At 52.6% G+C, this 20,202-nt stretch carries 17 protein-coding genes; 15 read left to right on the top strand and 2 right to left on the bottom strand.

The genetic code is table 11. The features are described 5' to 3' along the window. Positions 1-125 precede the first annotated feature (125 nt). The 7 genes from lepA to acpS all read left to right on the top strand — a co-directional run bounded on the left by lepA (position 126) and on the right by acpS (position 5,801). Positions 126-1,928: a translation elongation factor 4 gene (gene lepA / locus B2Z72_RS03535; RefSeq protein ID WP_296982801.1), complete on the top strand. Its 1,803-nt coding sequence runs from the start codon at positions 126-128 to the stop codon at positions 1,926-1,928. Between the two features lie 2 nt (positions 1,929-1,930). Further along, positions 1,931-2,290, top strand: a complete 360-nt coding sequence (locus B2Z72_RS03530; protein WP_296982802.1) for a DUF4845 domain-containing protein — start codon at positions 1,931-1,933, stop codon at positions 2,288-2,290. Between the two features lie 2 nt (positions 2,291-2,292). Beyond that, positions 2,293-2,997: a ribonuclease III gene (gene rnc / locus B2Z72_RS03525; protein WP_296982803.1), complete on the top strand. Its 705-nt coding sequence runs from the start codon at positions 2,293-2,295 to the stop codon at positions 2,995-2,997. Further along, positions 2,994-3,890, top strand: a complete 897-nt coding sequence (era, locus tag B2Z72_RS03520; protein ID WP_296982804.1) for a GTPase Era — start codon at positions 2,994-2,996, stop codon at positions 3,888-3,890. The genes rnc and era overlap by 4 nt, the downstream gene beginning before the upstream one ends. 3 nt (positions 3,891-3,893) lie before the next feature. Next, positions 3,894-4,565: a DNA repair protein RecO gene (gene recO, locus B2Z72_RS03515; protein WP_296982805.1), complete on the top strand. Its 672-nt coding sequence runs from the start codon at positions 3,894-3,896 to the stop codon at positions 4,563-4,565. Positions 4,566-4,629: 64 nt separating this feature from the next. Then, a complete protein-coding gene (gene pdxJ, locus B2Z72_RS03510) occupies positions 4,630-5,373 on the top strand; it encodes a pyridoxine 5'-phosphate synthase (protein ID WP_296982806.1) in 744 nt (247 codons plus the stop codon). After that, positions 5,370-5,801 carry a holo-ACP synthase gene (gene acpS, locus B2Z72_RS03505; RefSeq protein WP_296982807.1) on the top strand — a complete coding sequence of 144 codons (432 nt, stop codon included), beginning with the start codon at positions 5,370-5,372 and terminating at the stop codon, positions 5,799-5,801. The genes pdxJ and acpS overlap by 4 nt, the downstream gene beginning before the upstream one ends. 14 nt (positions 5,802-5,815) lie before the next feature. On the opposite strand, the gene B2Z72_RS03500 is transcribed toward acpS, so the two are convergent. Continuing rightward, positions 5,816-8,632: a response regulator gene (locus tag B2Z72_RS03500; protein ID WP_296982808.1), complete on the bottom strand. Its 2,817-nt coding sequence runs from the start codon at positions 8,630-8,632 to the stop codon at positions 5,816-5,818. A gap of 177 nt (positions 8,633-8,809) precedes the next feature. Here B2Z72_RS03500 and cysM point away from each other — a divergent pair, with 177 nt between their 5' ends. The 4 genes from cysM to mazG all read left to right on the top strand — a co-directional run bounded on the left by cysM (position 8,810) and on the right by mazG (position 14,280). Then, a complete protein-coding gene (gene cysM, locus B2Z72_RS03495) occupies positions 8,810-9,706 on the top strand; it encodes a cysteine synthase CysM (RefSeq protein WP_296982812.1) in 897 nt (298 codons plus the stop codon). A gap of 155 nt (positions 9,707-9,861) precedes the next feature. Next, positions 9,862-11,187, top strand: a complete 1,326-nt coding sequence (gene rlmD / locus B2Z72_RS03490) for a 23S rRNA (uracil(1939)-C(5))-methyltransferase RlmD (protein WP_297004178.1) — start codon at positions 9,862-9,864, stop codon at positions 11,185-11,187. Continuing rightward, positions 11,180-13,432 (top strand): GTP diphosphokinase, encoded by a 2,253-nt coding sequence (gene relA / locus B2Z72_RS03485; RefSeq protein WP_296982810.1) that lies wholly within the window; start codon positions 11,180-11,182, stop codon positions 13,430-13,432. The genes rlmD and relA overlap by 8 nt, the downstream gene beginning before the upstream one ends. Next, positions 13,432-14,280: a nucleoside triphosphate pyrophosphohydrolase gene (gene mazG, locus B2Z72_RS03480; RefSeq protein ID WP_297004176.1), complete on the top strand. Its 849-nt coding sequence runs from the start codon at positions 13,432-13,434 to the stop codon at positions 14,278-14,280. Before relA ends, mazG begins: the two co-directional genes overlap by 1 nt. Positions 14,281-14,284: 4 nt before the next feature. On the opposite strand, the gene B2Z72_RS03475 is transcribed toward mazG, so the two are convergent. After that, entirely contained in the window at positions 14,285-14,617 is a 333-nt protein-coding gene (locus B2Z72_RS03475) for a type 1 pili tip component (RefSeq protein ID WP_297004175.1), read from the bottom strand. A gap of 225 nt (positions 14,618-14,842) precedes the next feature. On the opposite strand from B2Z72_RS03475, the gene ppc reads away from it, so the two are divergent. The 4 genes from ppc to B2Z72_RS03455 form a co-directional block, all read left to right on the top strand. Next, on the top strand, positions 14,843-17,503 hold the full coding sequence (gene ppc, locus B2Z72_RS03470; RefSeq protein ID WP_297004172.1) for a phosphoenolpyruvate carboxylase: 2,661 nt from the start codon (positions 14,843-14,845) through the stop codon (positions 17,501-17,503). A 204-nt stretch (positions 17,504-17,707) separates the two neighbouring features. Continuing rightward, positions 17,708-18,364 carry an adenylate kinase gene (gene adk / locus B2Z72_RS03465; RefSeq protein WP_297004170.1) on the top strand — a complete coding sequence of 219 codons (657 nt, stop codon included), beginning with the start codon at positions 17,708-17,710 and terminating at the stop codon, positions 18,362-18,364. Between the two features lie 530 nt (positions 18,365-18,894). Then, positions 18,895-19,752 (top strand): hypothetical protein, encoded by an 858-nt coding sequence (locus tag B2Z72_RS03460; RefSeq protein ID WP_297004168.1) that lies wholly within the window; start codon positions 18,895-18,897, stop codon positions 19,750-19,752. A gap of 129 nt (positions 19,753-19,881) precedes the next feature. Further along, a partial coding sequence (locus B2Z72_RS03455) for a DUF4372 domain-containing protein (protein ID WP_297004166.1) occupies positions 19,882-20,202 on the top strand: 321 nt, incomplete at its 3' end.

Genomic DNA, 20,202 nt, shown 5'->3' with positions numbered 1-20,202 from the left:
GCTTAAGTGAACAGCATTGCGGCTACGCCGGGCTTTTTTGTGCCCTGCAGCTGGCCGACATAGCCATTGAGCAGCGTTTCAAGTAAAATTCGCCGCTATTTAAATAACTAATCAGGTTGTACTCTGTGAGCCAGCTGGACCACATTCGAAACTTCTCCATCATCGCCCATATTGACCATGGTAAATCCACCCTGTCGGACCGGTTTATTCAGGTCTGTGGCGGTCTGAGCGACCGTGAAATGCAGGCTCAGGTGCTGGACTCCATGGATATCGAGCGGGAGCGCGGTATTACGATCAAAGCTCAGAGTGTGACTCTGGACTACACCGCCCGTAATGGTGAAACCTACCAGCTGAACTTTATTGATACTCCCGGACACGTGGACTTCAGCTACGAAGTGTCCCGCTCGCTGGCTGCCTGTGAGGGCGCTCTGCTGGTGGTTGATGCGGCTCAGGGCGTTGAAGCTCAATCTGTGGCCAACTGCTACACCGCGATTGATCAGGGCCTGGAAGTGCGTCCGGTACTGAACAAAATGGACCTGCCGCAGGCGGATCCGGATAAAGTCGCGCAGGAAATTGAAGACATCATCGGCATTGATGCCACTGAAGCCGTGCGTTGCAGTGCCAAAAGTGGCCTCAATGTAGAGGATGTGCTGGAAGATCTGGTAGCTAATATCCCACCACCGGAAGGTGATCCGGATGCGCCGCTGCAGGCGCTGATCATCGATTCATGGTTTGATTCCTACCTTGGCGTTGTGTCGCTGATCCGGGTTAAAAACGGCTCGATCAAAAAAGGTGACAAGATTCGCCTGAAGTCGACCGGACGGGACCATGGTGTTGATGGCCTTGGTATCTTTACACCGAAGCGTGAAGAAACCGGACGTCTGGGTACCGGTGAAGTGGGTTATCTGGTCGCGGGCATTAAAGATATTCATGGTGCCCCTGTCGGCGATACGATCGTTAGTGCCAAATATGCGGACGATACACCGTCCCTGCCGGGTTTCCAGAAAGTTAAGCCGCAGGTATATGCCGGTCTGTTCCCGGTAACGTCTGACGATTTTGAATCTTTCCGTGATGCGCTGGAAAAACTGTCGCTCAACGATGCGTCTCTGTTCTACGAACCGGAAAATTCCGATGCACTGGGTTTTGGTTTCCGTTGCGGCTTCCTCGGTATGCTGCATATGGAAATTATTCAGGAGCGTCTGGAGCGTGAATACGATCTGGATCTGATTACTACGGCACCGACGGTAATTTACGAAGTGGTCAACCGTAAGGGTGAAACCTTCAGTGTGGACAATCCATCGAAACTGCCGGATGCAGGCTCGATCGAAGAAATGCGTGAGCCGATTGCAGAGTGTAATATTCTGGTGCCGCAGGATTACCTCGGTAACGTGATCTCTCTGTGTATCGAAAAGCGCGGTGTGCAGATGGATATGCAATATACGGGTTCACAGGTTTCCCTGCGTTACGAAATTCCGATGGCGGAAGTGGTCATGGATTTCTTTGACCGTCTGAAATCTGCCAGCCGTGGCTTTGCTTCACTGGATTACAGTTTTACCCGTTTTCAGGCCGCGCCTCTGGTACGTCTGGACGTTCTGGTGAACGGTGAACGGGTCGATGCACTGGCGGTTATTATGCACCGTGACAACGTTCGCAGACGTGGGGCCGCTCTGACAGAGAAAATGAAAGAACTGATTCCGCGTCAGATGTTCGATGTTGCTATTCAGGCTGCCATGGGCAACCAGGTGGTGGCACGGACCACAGTGAAAGCATTGCGCAAGAACGTAACCGCCAAATGTTATGGTGGTGACGTCAGCCGTAAGAAAAAACTGTTACAGAAACAAAAAGAAGGTAAAAAGCGGATGAAGCAAATCGGCAGTGTGGAAATTCCACAGTCTGCCTTCCTCGCTGTTCTTAAAGTGGATGATTAAAAATGCGCCGACAAAACGGGATGTCTCTTTCTTCGATATTGGCACTGCTGCTGATTGCAGTGGTAGCTGCCAAAACAGCTTATACCCTGATACCTATGTATTGGGATAATAAGTTACTTACAACCGTGCTGGATGGTATGAAGGAGTCTGGAGATATATCCGCAACGACCAGTCCGAAGGCTGTAAAAGACATCCTTAGTCAGCGCATGAATATGAATAATATCCGCATCGCTTTCGACGAACTTTCCATCAAAAAAGGCCGCAGTGGACGACTCGAACTGGACTGGCCCTATGAACGCCGTGATACCTGGTTCGGTAATGTTGACCTGGTTGTCGGCTTTCATCAGCACATAGAATTCTGATAGTGAATAACCCCCTGCTAAAATTATCCCAACGGCTGGGATACACGTTTAAAGATGAAGCGCTGGCTACTCTGGCGCTGACCCACCGCAGTAAAGGTGGCCACAATAATGAGCGTCTCGAGTTTCTCGGCGACTCAATCCTGAATTTTATCATCGCTGAAGATCTGTTCCGGCGCTTTCCTCAGGCTAAAGAAGGTAAGCTCAGCCGCCTGCGCGCGCGCATGGTCAAAGGGCAGACTCTGGCGGCCATCGCCCGTGAATTTGAACTGGGCGATTTCCTGTTGCTGGGATCCGGCGAATCGAAAAGCGGCGGTCATCGCCGCGATTCCATTCTGGCTGACACAGTGGAAGCCTTAATTGGTGCCATGTATCTGGACGGTGGCCAGAATGTTGTCAATGAACGGGTACTGGCCTGGTATGCAGCGCGTCTGAACAGTCTGACGCTGGAAGATCCGATCAAGGATCCGAAAACACGCTTGCAGGAATATCAGCAGGGCAACCATTCAAGCCTGCCGAAATATCGTGTTCTTAATGTCGAAGGGCCGACCAATGAGCAGGTTTTTACTGTGGAATGCACGATACCTGAATACGCAACGCCTATAATTGCCAAAGGCAGCAGCCGTCGTGCGGCGGAACAGACCGCTGCCAGTGAACTGCTGAAGCTGCTGGGTGTGGATGATGAACACACCACTGGAGGCTCCGAATGACCACGCGTACCGGATATGTTGCAATTGTTGGCCGCCCGAACGTAGGTAAATCTACGCTGATGAACCGTATTCTGGGGCAGAAGTTATCCATTACTTCGCGTAAGCCACAGACTACCCGTCATCAGGTGCTGGGAATCAAAACCGAGAATGACGTTCAGGTGGTGTATGTTGATACCCCCGGAATCCACAAGATTCAGGAGAAGGCGATCAACCGCTACATGAACAAGGCGGCGACCACGGCGGTTAAGGATGTCGATCTGATCGTACTGATGGTCGACCGTATGCGCTGGACTGATGAAGATGAAATGGCTTTGCAGACCATTAAAAATCAGCGCGCACCGGTTGTACTGGTAGTAAACAAAGTCGACTTCGTGCGTGAGAAAGAAGCCCTGCTGCCTTATCTGGAAGAGTTGAGCAAAAAACACAACTTTGATCAGATCGTCCCGGTCAGTGCCAAAACCGGACATAACGTCGATCGTCTGGAGCAGCTGATTGAGAGTTATCTGCCGGAAAGTCAGTACTTCTTTCCCGAAGATCAGATTACCGACCGCAGCTCACGCTTTCTGGCGGCTGAGCTGGTGCGGGAAAAAATCATGCGTCAGCTGGGGGATGAATTACCCTACGCGATGACGGTGGAAATCGAAGAGTTTGTGCACAGCGGTACCCTGATTGAAATCAGTGCGCTGATTCTGGTGGAGCGTGCTTCGCAGAAACGTATCGTGATCGGCGAAGGCGGTTACCGTATCAAACAGATCGGTCAGGATGCCCGTAAAGATATGGAAGAGTTGTTTGACTGTAAGGTCATGCTCAAGCTGTGGGTAAAAGTGAAGGCCAACTGGTCTGATGATGAGCGTGCCCTGCGTTCTCTGGGTTACGACGACTACTCAGGTTGATCCGTGCCGCGGTTTTATATCCTGCAGCGGCAGCCATTACGTGAACAGGAATGGCTGCTGGATATTTTCTCTGAACAGGATGGCCGTCTGACGGTTGTTGCCGGCCCGCGTCAGCGCGCGTCAGACATGCTGCAGCTGCTGCAGGGCAGCTGGTCTCCTGATCAGGATTGGCCAAAAGTCAGAGCGATGGAATGTCTGAGTCAGCCAGTGCTCAGCGGCGTTTCCCTCTATTGTGCTTTCTACCTCACCGAGCTGCTTACCCGCCTGTTACCCCGTTACGAAGCCTTACCTGATCTGTTCCGTGTGTACCATCAGACGCTTGCCGGACTGGCTCAGAATACTGTGCCTGATCCCTGGCTCAGGTTGTTTGAAGTTGAATTGCTGGCGGCCTGCGGTTACGGTTTTTCATGGCGTCAGGATGATTCTGGCGCAGTGTTACAGCCGGACGGGTATTACCGTTTTATTCCGCGTCAGGGGTTCAGTCCGGCGGCAGAAGGTTTCCGTGGCCGCGATATTATGGATTTTGCGGCGCGTAATGCTGCTAATCCGCAGGCCTGGCAAATTGCGCGCAATATTCTGCGTCAGGCCATTGATAATATGTTAGAGCGGCCGCTGGTCAGCCGGGAATTAGTGAACGTTAACCGCTACCGTCTTAAGAGTCAGCCAGCCGGTTAATTACTGTATAAAAGCCAAATTAAGTACAGGTGCCGTATACGGTGCCGGACAACAGGAGTCTGAAGTGAAAAATTCTAAACGCGTACTGCTTGGGGTGAATATCGATCATGTGGCGACCTTACGTCAGGCCCGCGGCACCCGTTATCCGGATCCGGTTCAGGCTGCCTTTGTGGCAGAAGAAGCAGGCGCAGACGGTATCACCATCCATCCGCGGGAAGATCGCCGTCATATTCAGACCCGCGATGTTTATGTGCTGGCAGAGACCCTGACCACCCGAATGAATCTGGAAATGGCGGTTACTGATGCCATGCTGGAACTGGCGGAAGAAATTGCGCCGCCGGCGGCCTGTTTTGTACCGGAAAAACGTGAAGAGCTGACCACTGAAGGCGGCCTTGATGTGGCCGGTCAGGAAGAGCATATTCGCGCAGCGGTAGAGCGCTTACAAAAACTGGGCACTGAAGTGTCGCTGTTTATTGATCCGGACGAGAAGCAGATTGATGCCACTATGCGGACTGGTGCCCCAGTGATTGAACTGCATACCGGCCGCTATGCGGATGCTGAAAATGAAGAAGAGCAGCTGGCAGAACTCAAACGTATTCAGCATGCAGCAGCTTATGCGCAGCAACAGGGATTAATTGTTAACGCCGGTCATGGTCTGAATTATCACAACGTGGAAGCCATCGCTGCAATTCCCGGAATGAACGAACTGAATATTGGTCACGCAATCATTGCCCGTGCGGTCTTTACCGGTCTGAAAGACGCGGTCGCGGAAATGCGGGATCTGCTGGAAAAGGCAACCGTCCGTTGAGTGACGGCTCTGTGACCGGCGCGCCGGCTTTTCCTGATCATCCGGCTCTGGAGCAGATTGTCGGTATCGGTACCGATTTATTGCAGGAAAGCCGTATACAGGATGCGCTGCTGCGCCACGGTGAGCGTTTTGTGCGGCGTATTCTGACACCACAGGAGCAGCAGATTTATCTGCAACGCCGCCAGTCGGTGAATTTTATTGCCAAACAATATGCCGCTAAAGAAGCACTGGCTAAAGCATTGGGAACCGGCATCGCTAAAGGGGTTGGTTTTCAGCAGCTGGAAATTCTGCGTGATGGCAGCGGAGCACCGCAGGTGAAGCTGCATGGCGCCGCTGCCGATCTGCTGCGTAATCTTGGCGGGCAGCATGCATTTGTCAGCCTGTCCGACGACGGCGGTCTGATTCAGGCTTTCGCTGTGCTTGTTTAGGCCTGCTGTCTGCTTCAGGCCGCCAGTGTCTGGCGCAGCAGCTCGCGCCAGTCATTATTTTCTGTCCATTCCTGCAGGTTTTTCACATCGCCGACCAGCTGACGCATCATCTGTGGCAACAGCCCGGTTTGCGCAGCTTTCAGTGCGGTCTCAAACTGTTCGAGCGTACTTCTGAGTGCCGGTACTCCGCAGTAGCGGCTGGCGCCGTGTACGCGATGAACTTTTTCCAGCAGAACGTCCATTTTTTCTTCTTCCCACGCTTCGAGAATCTGCTCCATATCCTTATCCAGCGAATTCATCAGCATGGTGAACATATCTTCGGCCAGATCGAGTTTTTTATTGGCGTGCCGCAGAGCAATTGCAGCGTCAAACACCACATCTTCCGTTGTGTCTGTCTGGGACGACGGATCGCTTAACTGAACGTCGGTGGATTCTTCAACAGCGGCCTGAGCCTGAATATACCCGGTCCAGCGCTGAATACAGTCGGCCAGCTGTTCCTGACTGATCGGCTTGGTCTGGTAATCATTCATACCAGCTTTCAGCAGGGCTTCTTTTTCATCAGCCATGGCGTGTGCCGTAAGGGCAATGACAGGGACAGTGGCACCACCTTTCAGCGTGCGGATTTCCCGCGTAGCGTCCAGGCCATTCATGCCCGGCATCTGAATATCCATCAGGATTAAATCAATCTCGTGCTCTGTCACGATCTGAATGGCTTCCCGTCCGGAATTGGCTGCCTGAACTTTAATGCCCATTTCTTCCAGTAAGGTGACCACCAGTTTCAGGTTGGCCTCGTTATCATCAACGGCAAGAACGTTGGGTGCAGGTTTGCCCGGTAAAACAAAATACGGAATTTCGCTGGCACTGTCCGAGGTTTCGCCGGTCAGCAGGAAGCGCAGGTTCTGATACAGTTTACGATGGCTGAACGGCTGACTGAGTGCCCGGGTGGCACCCTGATGATGCAACTGTTCAATATGCTCGTGGCTGACACTGTCGATCAGCGCCAGTAACGGAATTCCACGCTCTTTTAACTGTGCCATCATGGCTATGTGACTGGTTTCACCAAGCTGCTGATGATGGCAGGAAATAATCACGGCATCCGGGTAATTACCCGTGGCCAGTTCTTCCAGTAGCTGGGTACGGTTTTCGTATTCCTGATGGGTGGTTTGCCATTGGGTCAGCAGGGCGGAAATATTCATGCGGTTGAGCAGCGCAGGTTCCAGCATGGCAATACGATAACCGCTCAATGGCGGTAAATCCTGCAGCTCGTCACTGAGTTCTGTCTGAATATGGAAGGTAAAGGTGGAGCCGCGATGTTCAACACTGCTGACCTGAATATCGCCGTGCATGGCGTTCACCAGTGCGCGGGAAATAATCAGACCTAAACCGGTTCCGCCAAACTGACGCGTGGTGCTGGTATCCGCCTGAGTGAAGGCAGTAAAGATTTTGGTAATCTGCTCTTCGCTCATACCAATGCCGCTGTCCTGAATATCAAATTTAATACTCGCACGCTGGTCATCTTTACTGATGAGGGAGACCCTGACACTGACGCTGCCACGTTCAGTGAATTTAATGGCGTTATTAACCAGGTTGGTCAGTATCTGTTTCAGACGCAGTGGGTCTGACGTAATGTGCAGCGGAACATCAGAGTAAATCAGCTGAGTGAGTTCCAGCCCTTTGTTGTAGGCAGCAGGGGCCAGCATGGTGAACACATCTTCAAGAACATCGCGCAGATTAAAGGGCGTGTGTTCGATGATGAGTTTACCCGCGTCAATTTTCGACAGATCAAGAATGTCGTTAATAATCGTCAGCAGATCCGTGGACGATTTTTTAATGGTGTTCAGATAATCATGTTGCTGGCTGTTTACCTGTGTTCTGGCCAGCAGGTCACTGAAACCGATAATACCGTTAAGAGGGGTGCGGATTTCGTGCGACACATTGGCCAGGAATTCCGATTTCATCTGACTGGCTTCCAGAGCCTGCTTACGCCCAATGGCCAGCTCGCGGTTGCGCACTTCCAGTTCGTCGAGGGTTTCCTGCAGGTCGCGGGTGGTCTGTTCAATACTCTGCAGATTTTCCCGGCTGGAGCGTTGCAGCGCACTGGCCATGGCGTTCACACCAGCGGTCAGCTGTTCGAATTCCGCGGCCCCGGAGACATGCACCCGGGTGTCCAGTTTGCCGTCCTCGAGGTCTTTTATTGCGCTCACGATGCGATGCATGGGTTCGGAAATCTGTCGGCTGGCACGGACGGCGACGATGGCGCAGACCAGCAGGGTAGCGAGAATAATCGCGGTTGAGGTAATCACATGCTGATAGCGCGCCAGTTTGGTGTTGGCGTTGGAAAGCTCCAGTTCTGCCCAGCCCAGTAACTTAATCTCCGGCGTTTCTTCGGCATAAAACTGTTCGGATAACTGATCGGGAATCACCAGATTCTGGGCGAACACCGGTGCCCGCACTCTGACCGAGCCATCGGTGCGGACCAGCTGTAACTGGTTGGCCGACAGCTCCGAAGGACTGGTTTGATTGGTCAGCATTTTCGGCCCGGCATGGGCCAGGACTTCGACATTCTGGTTATAGATACTGACGGAGCGGACGTCGCGCTCCTCCAGCATATTGTTGGCGATATTCTGCAGGATGCCGGTGTTACCGGTCATGACACCGTATTCACAGGTCGGCGCCAGCTGTTTGGCCATGGCAAGGGCGCGTTCTTCCAGCAGGCTGTCGAGATTCCGTGAATGCTGGCTCATAAAGAAGATGCCCAGAATCAGAGAAATAACGACCCCCGGCAATAATGCGAGGAACAGAACCCGGCTCTGTATGCTCCAGTTTTTCATGGTAATGGTCAGTGGCTGCCTGAAGGCTGTAGATTACTGGTGTGGGCGGTCCGGCGCAAACGTCCGGCGGCGCAGCGGATATAACGAAATCGCCAATTGATATTACCGCATTATATGCAGCAGGAGTAAACTTCGGCATTTAAGTTATAAGCACTGCGGAGAATCCCCGTGACCGACATTATCTACCCCACCATTGCCGATTGTGTCGGTAATACCCCGCTGGTCAGATTGCAGCGGCTGCTGCCGGAAGGTTGCAGCAATACCGTGCTGTTAAAGCTGGAGGGGAATAATCCGGCAGGCTCCGTGAAGGATCGCCCGGCACTGTCCATGATTGATCGTGCGGAAGCCCGTGGTGATATTCAGCCGGGAGATACCCTGATCGAGGCGACCAGCGGTAATACCGGTATCGCTCTGGCCATGGCGGCGGCGATTAAGGGCTATCAAATGATTCTGATCATGCCGGATAACTCCACCATGGAGCGTCGCTGGGCGATGGAGGCCTACGGTGCTCAGCTGATTCTGGTCAGCAAAGAAGAAGGCATGGAAGGCGCCCGCGATCTGGCACTGGCGATGGAAGCCCGGGGGGAAGGTAAGGTGCTGAATCAGTTCGGCAACGGCGATAATCCGGAAGCTCATTATCACGGCACCGGCCCGGAAATCTGGCAGCAGACCCAGGGCACAGTCACTCACTTCGTCAGCTCTATGGGTACAACGGGAACCATTATGGGAACCTCGCGTTACCTTAAGGAACAGAATCCGGACGTGCAGATCGTCGGTCTGCAACCGGCAGAAGGCGCGTCAATTCCTGGAATCCGTCGCTGGCCAAAAGAATATCTGCCGACCATCTTTGATGAAACCCGGGTTGATCAGGTGATGGATATTGGTCAGCAGGAAGCGGAAGATGCCATGCGTGCGCTGGCGATGCGCGAAGGCATTTTCTGCGGCGTGTCTTCCGGTGGCGCTGTGGCTGCTGCATTGCGTCTGGCGGAAACGCTGGAAAACGCCACCATCGTGGCCATCATCTGTGATCGTGGTGACCGCTATCTGTCTTCCGGGGTGTTTGCTCCACACTGAACACCGTTACGGATCTGTTGCGCAGACACGGCAGAACTGTCGTAGGTCGTCACGGCAAATCCCGGTTGCAAAAGAAAAAGCCGCCCCCATACTGTGCGCCGGATAAAGCCGCCGGGCAGTGATAAGGCGGCACAGACAACAGCCGGGGAATGCAGGTGAAACAGACTAAACGGGAACAGCGCCTGACGCTGAGCGTCGATAATCTTACGTCCGATGGCGAAGGTGTCGCCCGTCGCAACCGCGACGTCTATTTTGTTCCCGGCGCACTGCCAGGCGAAGACGTTGAGGTCATCCTTGATGGGCGCCGGCGTAAGGTCTGGCAGACCCGGCTACTGAATATCCTGCAATCCTCCCCTGAACGGGTTGAACCTCAATGCCCGCACTACCAGCGTTGCGGTGGCTGCGATCTGCAGCATCTGAACTACGCTGGGCAGGTGGCTTTCAAGCAAGAGCGTGTCGCGCGTGAATTCAGCCGCCAGAAGCTCGATGTTGAGCAGTGGGCGGCTCCGATTACCTCTGAGCCTTTTCATTACCGCCGCAAAGCCCGGCTGGGCGTGCGCTTCAGCAAAGAGCGCGGGGAAAACTTCGTTGGTTTCCGCGAGGCGGCATCTGCCCATATCACCAATATTGATCGCTGTCCGGTATTGCCGGATCTGCCTGCTCTGGACTGGGCTTACTGGCGGGAGCAGATCGCGCAGCTGCAATCACGTTCCGTTATTACTCAGATCGAAGCCATTGTCGGCGACAACGCCATGGCCCTGGTTTTCCGGGTTCTTAAACCTCTGCCTTCTGCTGATCAGAATCAGTTAATTGCGTCGGCAAAGGCGGTAGAGTCCGGTCTGCCATTGCAGTTGTGGCTGAAAACGGACAAAGATGCACCAGCACAGCGCATCTGGCCGGAAGATGCGGAACCTTTACAGCATCACAGTGACGAACTGGCGCTGACTATTCAGCCGGACGATTTCGTACAGGTAAATGGTGCCGTGAACCAGGCCATGGTGCAGCAGGCGCTGGACTGGCTGGCACCTGCAGGCAGCGAGGTTATCTGGGATCTGTTTGCCGGGCACGGTAACTTCAGTATGCCGCTGGCAAAGCGCAGCCAACAGGTTTTTGCGGTGGAAGGAGATGAACGTATGGTCAGCAGCCTCAGTCTTCAGGCTGAAAAACTGGCCCTTCCTTTGCAGGCAATTCGCGCGGATCTGGATGGCAGTGGCGGTTTGCAGCCTCTGCCGGATCCTGACGCGGTACTGCTGGATCCGCCCAGAGCGGGTGCAGCAGGCATTATCAAAGAATTAACAGAACGCCGGGTGCCAAGAATATTGTATGTATCCTGTGACGCAGCCACTCTGGCGCGGGATTTGAGCACTCTGACAGAAGCGGGTTACCGCATCCGGCAGGCCGGGATCATGGATATGTTCCCACAGACTCACCATGTGGAAACCATGGTGCTATTGGAAAATAAGGTTAAACGTCATGGTTAAAGTGAGAGAAGACCATCCGCTGTTACACGATGGCTCACTGGACGTCACCAGCTGGCTGGAAAGCATCCAGCAGCAGCACGACGTAAAAGATCCTGAAACGCTGGGCCGGGCACTGGCTCTGGCGAAGCAGTTGTCGGATGAAGCGATTGCCAACCGCACTTACTGGTCGATTGACAGTGTGCAGATGGGCATAGAAATGACGCAGATCCTGCTCGATCTGCGTCTTGATACGGCATCTCTGGTTGCCGCCATGCTCTATCGGGCTGTGCGTGAAGGGCGTGTTTCCCTGCAGAAAGTTGAACGTGAGTTTGGTGCTGAAGTGGCCAAGCTGATCGAAGGCGTACTGCGCATGGCAGCCATCAGCGCCATTCAGAATTCCACCGACGAAGTTGTACTGGGCCAGCGTCAGGCGCAGGTTGATAACCTGCGTAAAATGCTGGTCTCGATGATCGACGACGTGCGTGTCGCGCTGATCAAACTGGCGGAGCGTACGTCGGCTATCCGTGCGGTTAAAGATGGTCCGGAAGATAAGCGCCGCAGCGTCGCCGAAGAGGTCTTTAACGTATACGCACCGCTGGCCCATCGCCTGGGTATCGGTCACCTTAAGTGGGAGCTGGAAGATCTGGCGTTCCGCTATCTGCAGCCTGAGCAATACAAAAAAATTGCCCGCCTGCTGGATGAAAAACGTCTCGCCCGTCAGGACTATATCGAAAACGTCGTCGATACCCTGCGCCAGGAAATTCTGAATTTTGGTATCCGTTGCGATGTCTACGGCCGCGCCAAACACATTTACAGTATCTGGCGCAAAATGAATCGCAAGAATCTGGATTTCTCCCAGATTTATGACATCCGCGCTGTGCGTATTCTGGTGCCGGAACTGCGCGACTGTTATGCCGCGTTGGGTATCGTGCACAGTTTATGGCGCCACATTCCGAACGAATTTGACGACTACATTGCCAACCCGAAAGAGAACGGTTACCGCTCACTGCATACCGCGGTATTCGGCCCGGAAGGAAAGGTGCTGGAAGTTCAGATCCGTACTCATGCCATGCACGAAGATGCTGAGCTCGGTGTGTGTGCGCACTGGCTGTATAAAGGTACAGACACCAAAGCCAAAGACCAGGGGTACGAACAGAAAATCGCCTGGTTGCGTCAGGTGCTGGAATGGCACGAAGAACTGGATGACCTGCCTGAGCTGGTGGGTGAGCTGCGCGCTGATATTAATCCGGACCGGATTTACGTGTTCACGCCGGAAGGCCATGTGGTGGATCTGCCGCCAAAAGCGACACCAATCGACTTTGCTTACCGTGTGCATACCGAAGTGGGTAATAAATGTCGCGGCGCCAAAGTGAACGGTCGTATCGTACCGCTCACTTACCTGCTGAAAAATGGTGAACAGGTCGAAATTCTCACCAATGCCAAAGCGCATCCAAGCCGTGACTGGCTCTATCCGGAAGGCGGTTATATTCACACTAACCGCGCCCGGGCCAAAGTTGCTCACTGGTTTAAAGTGCAGGCGCGGGATCAGAATATTGAAGAAGGCCGTCAGCTGGTATTGCGTGAACTGGATCGTCTGGATCTGGTGAATGAATCCCTGACCGACGTCGCTGCGGACATGAATATGAAGTCCGTGGAAGATATGTATGCAGCCATCGGTGCCGGTGATCTGCGTGTTGGTCAGGTGGTGCACGCCGTATTGAAACGTGCCGATACCGAAGCGCCGCAGCGCGAGTTGCCGCTGCTGCGTAAGCCGGAAAAAGCCGGGCGTAATACCCAGGGTGATAATGACCTTTATATTGAAGGCGTTGGTAATCTGCTCACTCATCTGGCCAGCTGCTGTCAGCCGGTGCCGGGTGATGATATCCGTGGTTACGTTACCATTGGCCGGGGTGTCACCGTGCACCGCAGCGATTGTGAAAACCTGCTGCATCTGGAGGTAATGGAACCGGAACGTGTGCTGCAGGTCAGCTGGGGCAACAAACCGAACAGCACTTATCCGGTGGATATGCTGATCGAAGCCTACGACCGTACCGGCCTGCTCAGTGATGTCAGTACCTTGCTGGCCAATGAGCGCATTAACGTCATTGCCGTGAATACGCTGTCGAACCAGGGGCAGCACACAGCCAATATGAAAATTACCGTTGAAGTGGACAGCCTTGAACGTCTGGCGCGGTTAATGAACAAAATTAACAAGCTGCCAAATGTCATTACTGCCCGCCGTGTGCGTAACGGAGCCAGTGTCTGATGGCGCAGACCTATCAGCTGGATGATCTTATTTATCTGATGCAGCGTCTGCGTGATCCGCAGACCGGCTGCCCATGGGATCTGAAGCAGGACTTTGCCACGGTTCTGCCACACACACTGGAAGAAGCCTATGAGGTCGCTGACGCCATTGAGCGGCAGGACTGGCCCCATGTGGAAGAGGAACTGGGCGATCTGTTATTTCAGATTGTTTTTTATGGGCAGATTGCCGATGAACGCCGCTTGTTTGATCTGCACTCGATCATTCATCGCTTGGTAGAAAAGCTGATTCGCCGCCATCCGCATGTTTTCCCCGAAGGAACCTTAACCAGTCAGCGTGATCCGTCTGTCACACCGGAAGAAGCGGAAATTAATGCCAACTGGGAAGTGATCAAACAGGCAGAAAAAGCTGCAAAACCCGCCACGGAAAAAAGCGTCAGCGTTGTTGATGATGTGCCGGTGACGATGCCGGCGCTGACACGTTCGGTGAAATTGCAGAAAAAAGCCTCAGGAGTTGGTTTTGACTGGCCGGATGTATCCGGTGTGCTGGATAAAATCCGCGAAGAACTGGCCGAAGTCGAAGCTGAAATCGCATCTGGTAACGCCCAGCGGCTGCAGGAGGAAATCGGTGATTTGCTGTTTGCTGTAACGAATCTGGCACGCTTTGCCAAAGCGGATCCGGAAGCAGCGTTACGCGGCACTAATGAGCGCTTTTCCAGTCGTTTTCGCCATGTCGAAAAACGCATGCAGGAGCAGGGCGGTTGGGATTCAGTCAGCGCAGAAGCGATGGAAGCCGCCTGGACTGAAGCCAAGCAGCTGGAAAAAGAAAACAGCCTGAAAGACGCTGATTAAAGTATCAGTGACTGCCTTTCTGCAACGATGACAGGTGTTTGCGCGTCAGTTTCAGAAACTGGGGCGTCGGGCCTGCATCTTCATAGATGGGATCACCATCTTCATCCTGAGCCACTACTTTATCACCGGCAACGTACGGGAAGCCGCTGGTTAGGTCTGCCAGTGCGGAACTGACCAGATCGCGCAGCAGGCGTTCTTTCGTGCAGCCGGGAAACATTTCCGCCAGAGCTTCAAGCCGGGCAGCGTCTTTCACATTCAATGGCAATTGATAACTGGTGTCTGTCAGAGGTTCGCCAAACTCTTTTTCCCAGTGATTTAACAGATTTGAGGCTTTCATAACCGCTCCTTTTCCATCCGGATTTTCTGAGTCTAGTACCGTTTCAGCGCGGCGAAAGGGCAGGTCTACAAAGTGTTACGCAAAAGCCCACAATCGCAGCAATTGGCAGCTCAGGGGATTTTGATCTTGCATCTTCGTTGAAATCCAGCAGACTGGAGTGAGATAACGGCAAATTGCCAGCGCTTTGCCGCTACCCGTCACAGATACTATCTGCCCGGAGTTGTTATGAGTAAAAGCCAGGGAAAAGCCTTTGAACTTGATCCGCTGCTGCGCGATAAAGTCAGGCTGTTAGGAAAGCTTCTCGGACAAACCATCGAAGGTCAGTATGGCGCGGACATGCTGACACGCATTGAAGACATACGTAAACAGGCGAAAAAAGCCCGGCAAGGTGATACCGCAGAGCGTGACCGTCTGCTGGCATTACTGAAAACCATGCCGGAAGATGCTTTGTTACCCGTGGTGCGTGGTTTTAATCAGTTTCTCAATCTGGCCAATATTGCCGAGCAACAACACGGCATCAGCTGGCGGCGGGAAAATGTCACTGATGACGAAGTTGAGCAGATGTTTATCGGCCTGCTTGATCGCTTACAGCAAAAAGGCATTAATGGCATCGATCTGAGTTCACAGATTGCCGCTGCCAATATCGAATTGGTGCTGACCGCACATCCGACCGAAATTACCCGCCGTACCCTGATACAGAAATACGATCTGATTTCCCGCCTGTTACAGAAGCGCGACGATCTGCGCGAAGACCATCCGGAATTAAAAACCATCGATAAACGCATCGAGACCGTTATTGAAGAAATCTGGCATACCGATGAAATCCGACAGGTGAGACCGACTGCCGTGGATGAGGCGAAATGGGGTTTTGCCGTTATTGAAAATTCCCTATGGCAGGCAGTGCCCGGATTATTGCGTAACCTGGATCTGGACCTGCGTGCACGCGGGGCAACACCGCTGCCATTAACCGCAGCACCGGTGCGCTTTTCTTCCTGGATGGGCGGCGACCGCGATGGAAATCCCAATGTGACCTCGGATGTGACCCGCGAGGTGCTGTATCTGGCACGCTGGATGGCTGCTGATCTTTTTCTGCGGGATATCGAAAATCTTGGCATGCAGTTGTCCATGTCAGAAGCATCTGCTGAACTGAAAAAATTCACTGGCGAAGTGTCGCACGAACCTTATCGTGATTGTCTGCATGCCTTGCGTGAACGCCTGCTGCAAACCAAAGTCTGGGCAGCAGCAAAAGCCAAAGGTCAGGAGTCGGACGCAGAACCCCTGCAGGAAGAAGACGAACTGCTGCAGCCACTACTGTTGTGTTACGAAAGTCTGAAATCTCAGGGGCTGGATGAAATTGCCGATGCCGGATTGCTGGATACCATTCGTCGTGTTGCCTGTTTTGGTCTGACTCTGGTACGTCTCGATGTGCGTCAGGAATCAACCCGTCATGCTGACGTACTGGCGGAAATCTGCGATTACTACGGCATGGGTGATTACCACAGCTGGAGTGAAGAAAAGAAACAGGAATTTCTGTTGGCCGAACTGCAGTCGAAACGCCCGTTAATCCCCAATCGCTGGCAACCCTCGGATGCGGTAAAAGAAGTTCTGGATACCATGCAGGTGCTGGCGACCCGGGCCGGTGATGGTGTCTCCTGTTACATTATTTCCATGGCCAGTGAGCCGTCCGATGTACTGTCGGTCGTACTTTTATTGCAGGCCTGTGGTGTCCGCGATCACATGCCGGTCGTGCCCTTGTTTGAAACACTCGGAGATCTTGAGCAGTCTGCACCGCGCATGGAAAAACTCTGGTCGGTGGACTGGTACCGGGAATACAGCCTTGGTCATCAGCAGGTCATGATTGGCTATTCCGATTCATCCAAAGACGCGGGCCAGTTAGCTGCTGTCTGGGCGCAGTATCGCGCGCAGGAAGCGCTGTCTCAGGTTGCCCGGGATAAAGGCATTAAACTGCGTTTATTTCATGGTCGTGGTGGCAGTGTTGGCCGCGGTGGTGGCCCGGCGCATCGCGCGATTCTGTCACAGCCGCCCGGGTCTGTGGCTGGTGGGCTGCGGGTAACAGAGCAGGGCGAAATGATCCGCTTTAAATTCGGATTACCGGAAGTCGCCAAACGTAACCTGAAAATTTATATTTCCTCCGTACTGGAAGCGAATTTATTACCACCGGACAGCGCCCGTCCTGAATGGCGTGAACTGATGGAACAGCTGGCCGGGGATGGGGTGAAATCCTATCGTGCTATGGTGCGGGATACTGAAGATTTTGTGCGTTATTTCCGTGCTGCAACACCGGAACAGGAATTGGGTAAGCTGGCGCTTGGCAGTCGTCCGGCCAGACGCCGCAGTGGAGGCGGAATTGAAACACTGCGCGCGATTCCATGGATTTTTGCCTGGACACAAATGCGGCTGATGCTGCCGGCGTGGTTAGGGTCCGATGAGGCGCTGGCCAAAGTCATTGATGCAGGCAAACTGGAAGCCTTGCAGGATATGTATCGCCAGTGGCCTTTCTTTCGTACCTATATCGATATGCTGGAGATGGTTCTGTCCAAATCTGACAGCGGTATCGCGCAATATTATGAAGGCAGACTGGTCGAGCATGAGTTGCAGCCATTAGGCAGTCAATTACGAACCCGCCTGAATACCATGCGCGAGCTGGTGCTGAAACTGAAGGAGCAACAGGAACTGCTGGAAAATAATATTGCACTGCAGCAGTCTCTGAGCGTCCGTGATCCTTATACAGATCCTCTGCACTACCTGCAGGCCGAGCTGCTGTATCGGGAGCGACAGGATCAGGATGTCATCAGCGAGGAAGTTGAACGGGCACTCAAAGTGACTATGGCAGGTATTGCTGCCGGTATGCGAAATACCGGCTAAGCCGCGTCATTGCTGGGCCGGAACCGCTTCTACTATAGTCGCTATACCAAAGTCGGGCGTTCGCCCGGCTCGTTTTTCTCCACAATGACTTGAGCTGAGCCTGCCGTCAGAGTAAGGTTAGGCCTATTTTTTCACGGATTGGTTAAAGTTTGTACAATTTAACCCTCCGGCAAGTTTCCTATAATAACCACGAGGAGTATGCGCATGCGCGTAATTCTGTTGGGCGCGCCGGGTGCTGGTAAAGGTACTCAGGCACAGTTCATTTGCGATAAATTTTCCATTCCGCAAATCTCTACCGGTGACATGCTGCGTGCAGCGGTTAAAGCCGGCAGCGAATTGGGCCTGAAAGTAAAAGAAATCATGGAAACCGGTGGGCTGGTATCCGATGAAATCATTATCGGCCTGGTTAAGGAGCGTATTCAGCAGGATGACTGCGTAAACGGCTTCCTGTTTGACGGTTTCCCACGCACAATTCCTCAGGCGGAAGCCATGATCGAAGCGGGCGTAGATATCGATCATGTGATTGAGATCGACGTTGATGATGAAGAAATCGTTCAGCGACTCAGTGGCCGTCGTGTGCACCCAGGTTCTGGCCGTGTATACCACGTGGTATACAATCCGCCAAAAACAGCGGGTAAAGATGATGAAACCGGTGAAGATCTGGTTCAGCGTGACGATGATCAGGAAGATACTATCCGTAAACGCCTGTCTATTTACCATGAACAAACTGCGCCACTGGTCAGCTTTTATAAAACGCTGGAAGCCGGTCAGGGTGAATCTGCACCAAAATACAGCCACATCCCAGGGATGGGCTCTCTGCAGGATATCACTGCAAAAGTGATGGAAGCGCTGCAGAAGTAATGCTTCGCAGAGCGAAAAAGGGGCCGTAAGGCCCCTTTTTTATGTCTGCAGTCCGGGATTGGGTAGCGGAGGTGGGGAATTGTTAGTGCAAAAAAGGATTTTCTCTGGCCCGGAAGGGGATGCACTTAATAGCTTATGTTTCTCCATAATTTATGGCGGATTCGGGATATTTTTATAAGATTCAATGGGTTAGCTGGTATAGTTGGGCTGTGCGGACGCTCTTTTTTAATCTTTTCAGGGCGAATTAAATAAATAGCTGCTGGCATATTATTGCGGATAATACGCATGCGGTTTTTTGTCGCTAAATGAAAAAGGCATCACTATTAAATATCGCCAAAGACGGAATACTTGTTTTTTACATGCGGAATTGGCACGCGCATCAGAAAAATATCAGATTGTTATCTTTAAATGATTAAAAATTTTGGTTTTTTATTATAAAAATACTATTATTGCTTCCGTTAGCTAATGCGCGATAATAATTGTGCTAGCGTTTAATTACCTGATCAGGAAATCTCCAGAGGAATTCACTTATGGCCAGACCAAAAAAAGCTCCTGCCAAGCGCGGTCGTCCAGCAGCTAAAGCAAAAGCTGCTGTAGCTGCTACCGTACCTGCAGTTGTTGATAAAGCACAGAAAGCTGCTGATAAAGCTGCTGCCGCTGTTGCTGCTCAACAGACTAAAGTTGATGCTGCTGCCAAGAAAGCCGAAGCGGCTAAAGCAAAAGTTGCTGCTAAAGCAACTGCTGCCGGCAAACGTGCACTGACCACTGCAAACGCTAAAGTTAAAGCAGAAAAAGAAAAACTGCAGACCCTGAAAGCGGCTTCCCGTGCAGCTATGGTAGCTGTTAAGAGCGCTCAGATCGAAGCTAAAGCTGAAGAAGCAGTAGCTAAGGCAACTGAAAGCGTTGAATCTTTCGCCGCTTCTCTGGCGTCTAAAGCTGAAGCAGATCTGGCTAAAGCCGTTGCTGCATTTGAAGCCAAGTGGAAGAAAGCCCGCACTAAAGCCGATGCTGCTAAAGTAAAAGCGCGTGCTAAGAAAGAAACCACTAAAGCAAAAGCAGAAGCTAAAAAGCTGAAAGCAAAAGCGGCTTCTGTAGAAAAAGCGGCAACCAAAGCAGCTCCTAAGAAGCGCGGCCGTCCGGCTAAGGCAAAAACTGCAACTGCAGCAGCACCTAAGAAGCGCGGTCGTCCTGCTAAGGCAGCTGCCACTGCAGCTCCGGCAGCAGCTACTACTGCAGCTCCGGCGGCGGCACCTAAGAAACGCGGTCGTCCTGCCAAGGCTAAAACTGCAACTGCAGCTGCGCCTAAGAAGCGTGGTCGTCCTGCGAAAGCGGCAACTACTGCAGCTGCCCCTAAAAAACGCGGTCGTCCACCAAAGGCTAAAGCATAAGCTTCAGCCTGAGAAAAGACCCGGCATTGCCGCATTGCTGTCCCACAGTTTGGGGCAGCAAATGAAAAAGCCTGGTTCCAAGTGTTATTCTGTTGTTTCCACACAATAGAAAAACCAAGGAACCAGGCTTTGTCACATCATAACACCGCTTTTCATCAGTTGCTCAAACCTGTTTCGAGACATGAGTTTGAGTCCCTTGCAAAAATCCATCATTCAGGCCAAAAACTGCGCTCTGCTACGCGCTGGGATCAGTTCATTGGTATGACGATGGCTCAGCTTTCCGGAAAACAAAGTCTGCGCGATATTCAGGCCAATCTCGAAACTCAGAGAAACAAGCTTTACCATGTTGGTGCTCAGCCCATAGCCCGTTCAACACTGGCCAGACTGAATCAAAAGCAGCCCGCAGATCTTTATAAAGCATTGTTTGGAAAGCTTCTGAATCGTTGTAAA

The sequence above is a fragment of the Thalassolituus sp. UBA6592 genome, assembly GCF_002433655.1.
Lineage (GTDB): Bacteria > Pseudomonadota > Gammaproteobacteria > Pseudomonadales > Oceanobacteraceae > Venatoribacter.
This window is presented reverse-complemented; position numbering and strand designations above follow the sequence as displayed.

Bases quoted from the DNA above. Each gene is read 5' to 3' on its own strand.
- B2Z72_RS03530 (WP_296982802.1), top strand. From the start codon at position 1,931: ATGCGCCGACAAAACGGGATGTCTCTTTCTTCGATATTGGCACTGCTG.
- era (WP_296982804.1), top strand. From the start codon at position 2,994: ATGACCACGCGTACCGGATATGTTGCAATTGTTGGCCGCCCGAACGTA.
- B2Z72_RS03500 (WP_296982808.1), bottom strand. From the start codon at position 8,632: ATGAAAAACTGGAGCATACAGAGCCGGGTTCTGTTCCTCGCATTATTG.
- relA (WP_296982810.1), top strand. From the start codon at position 11,180: ATGGTTAAAGTGAGAGAAGACCATCCGCTGTTACACGATGGCTCACTG.
- mazG (WP_297004176.1), top strand. From the start codon at position 13,432: ATGGCGCAGACCTATCAGCTGGATGATCTTATTTATCTGATGCAGCGT.
- B2Z72_RS03475 (WP_297004175.1), bottom strand. From the start codon at position 14,617: ATGAAAGCCTCAAATCTGTTAAATCACTGGGAAAAAGAGTTTGGCGAA.
- ppc (WP_297004172.1), top strand. From the start codon at position 14,843: ATGAGTAAAAGCCAGGGAAAAGCCTTTGAACTTGATCCGCTGCTGCGC.
- adk (WP_297004170.1), top strand. From the start codon at position 17,708: ATGCGCGTAATTCTGTTGGGCGCGCCGGGTGCTGGTAAAGGTACTCAG.
- B2Z72_RS03460 (WP_297004168.1), top strand. From the start codon at position 18,895: ATGGCCAGACCAAAAAAAGCTCCTGCCAAGCGCGGTCGTCCAGCAGCT.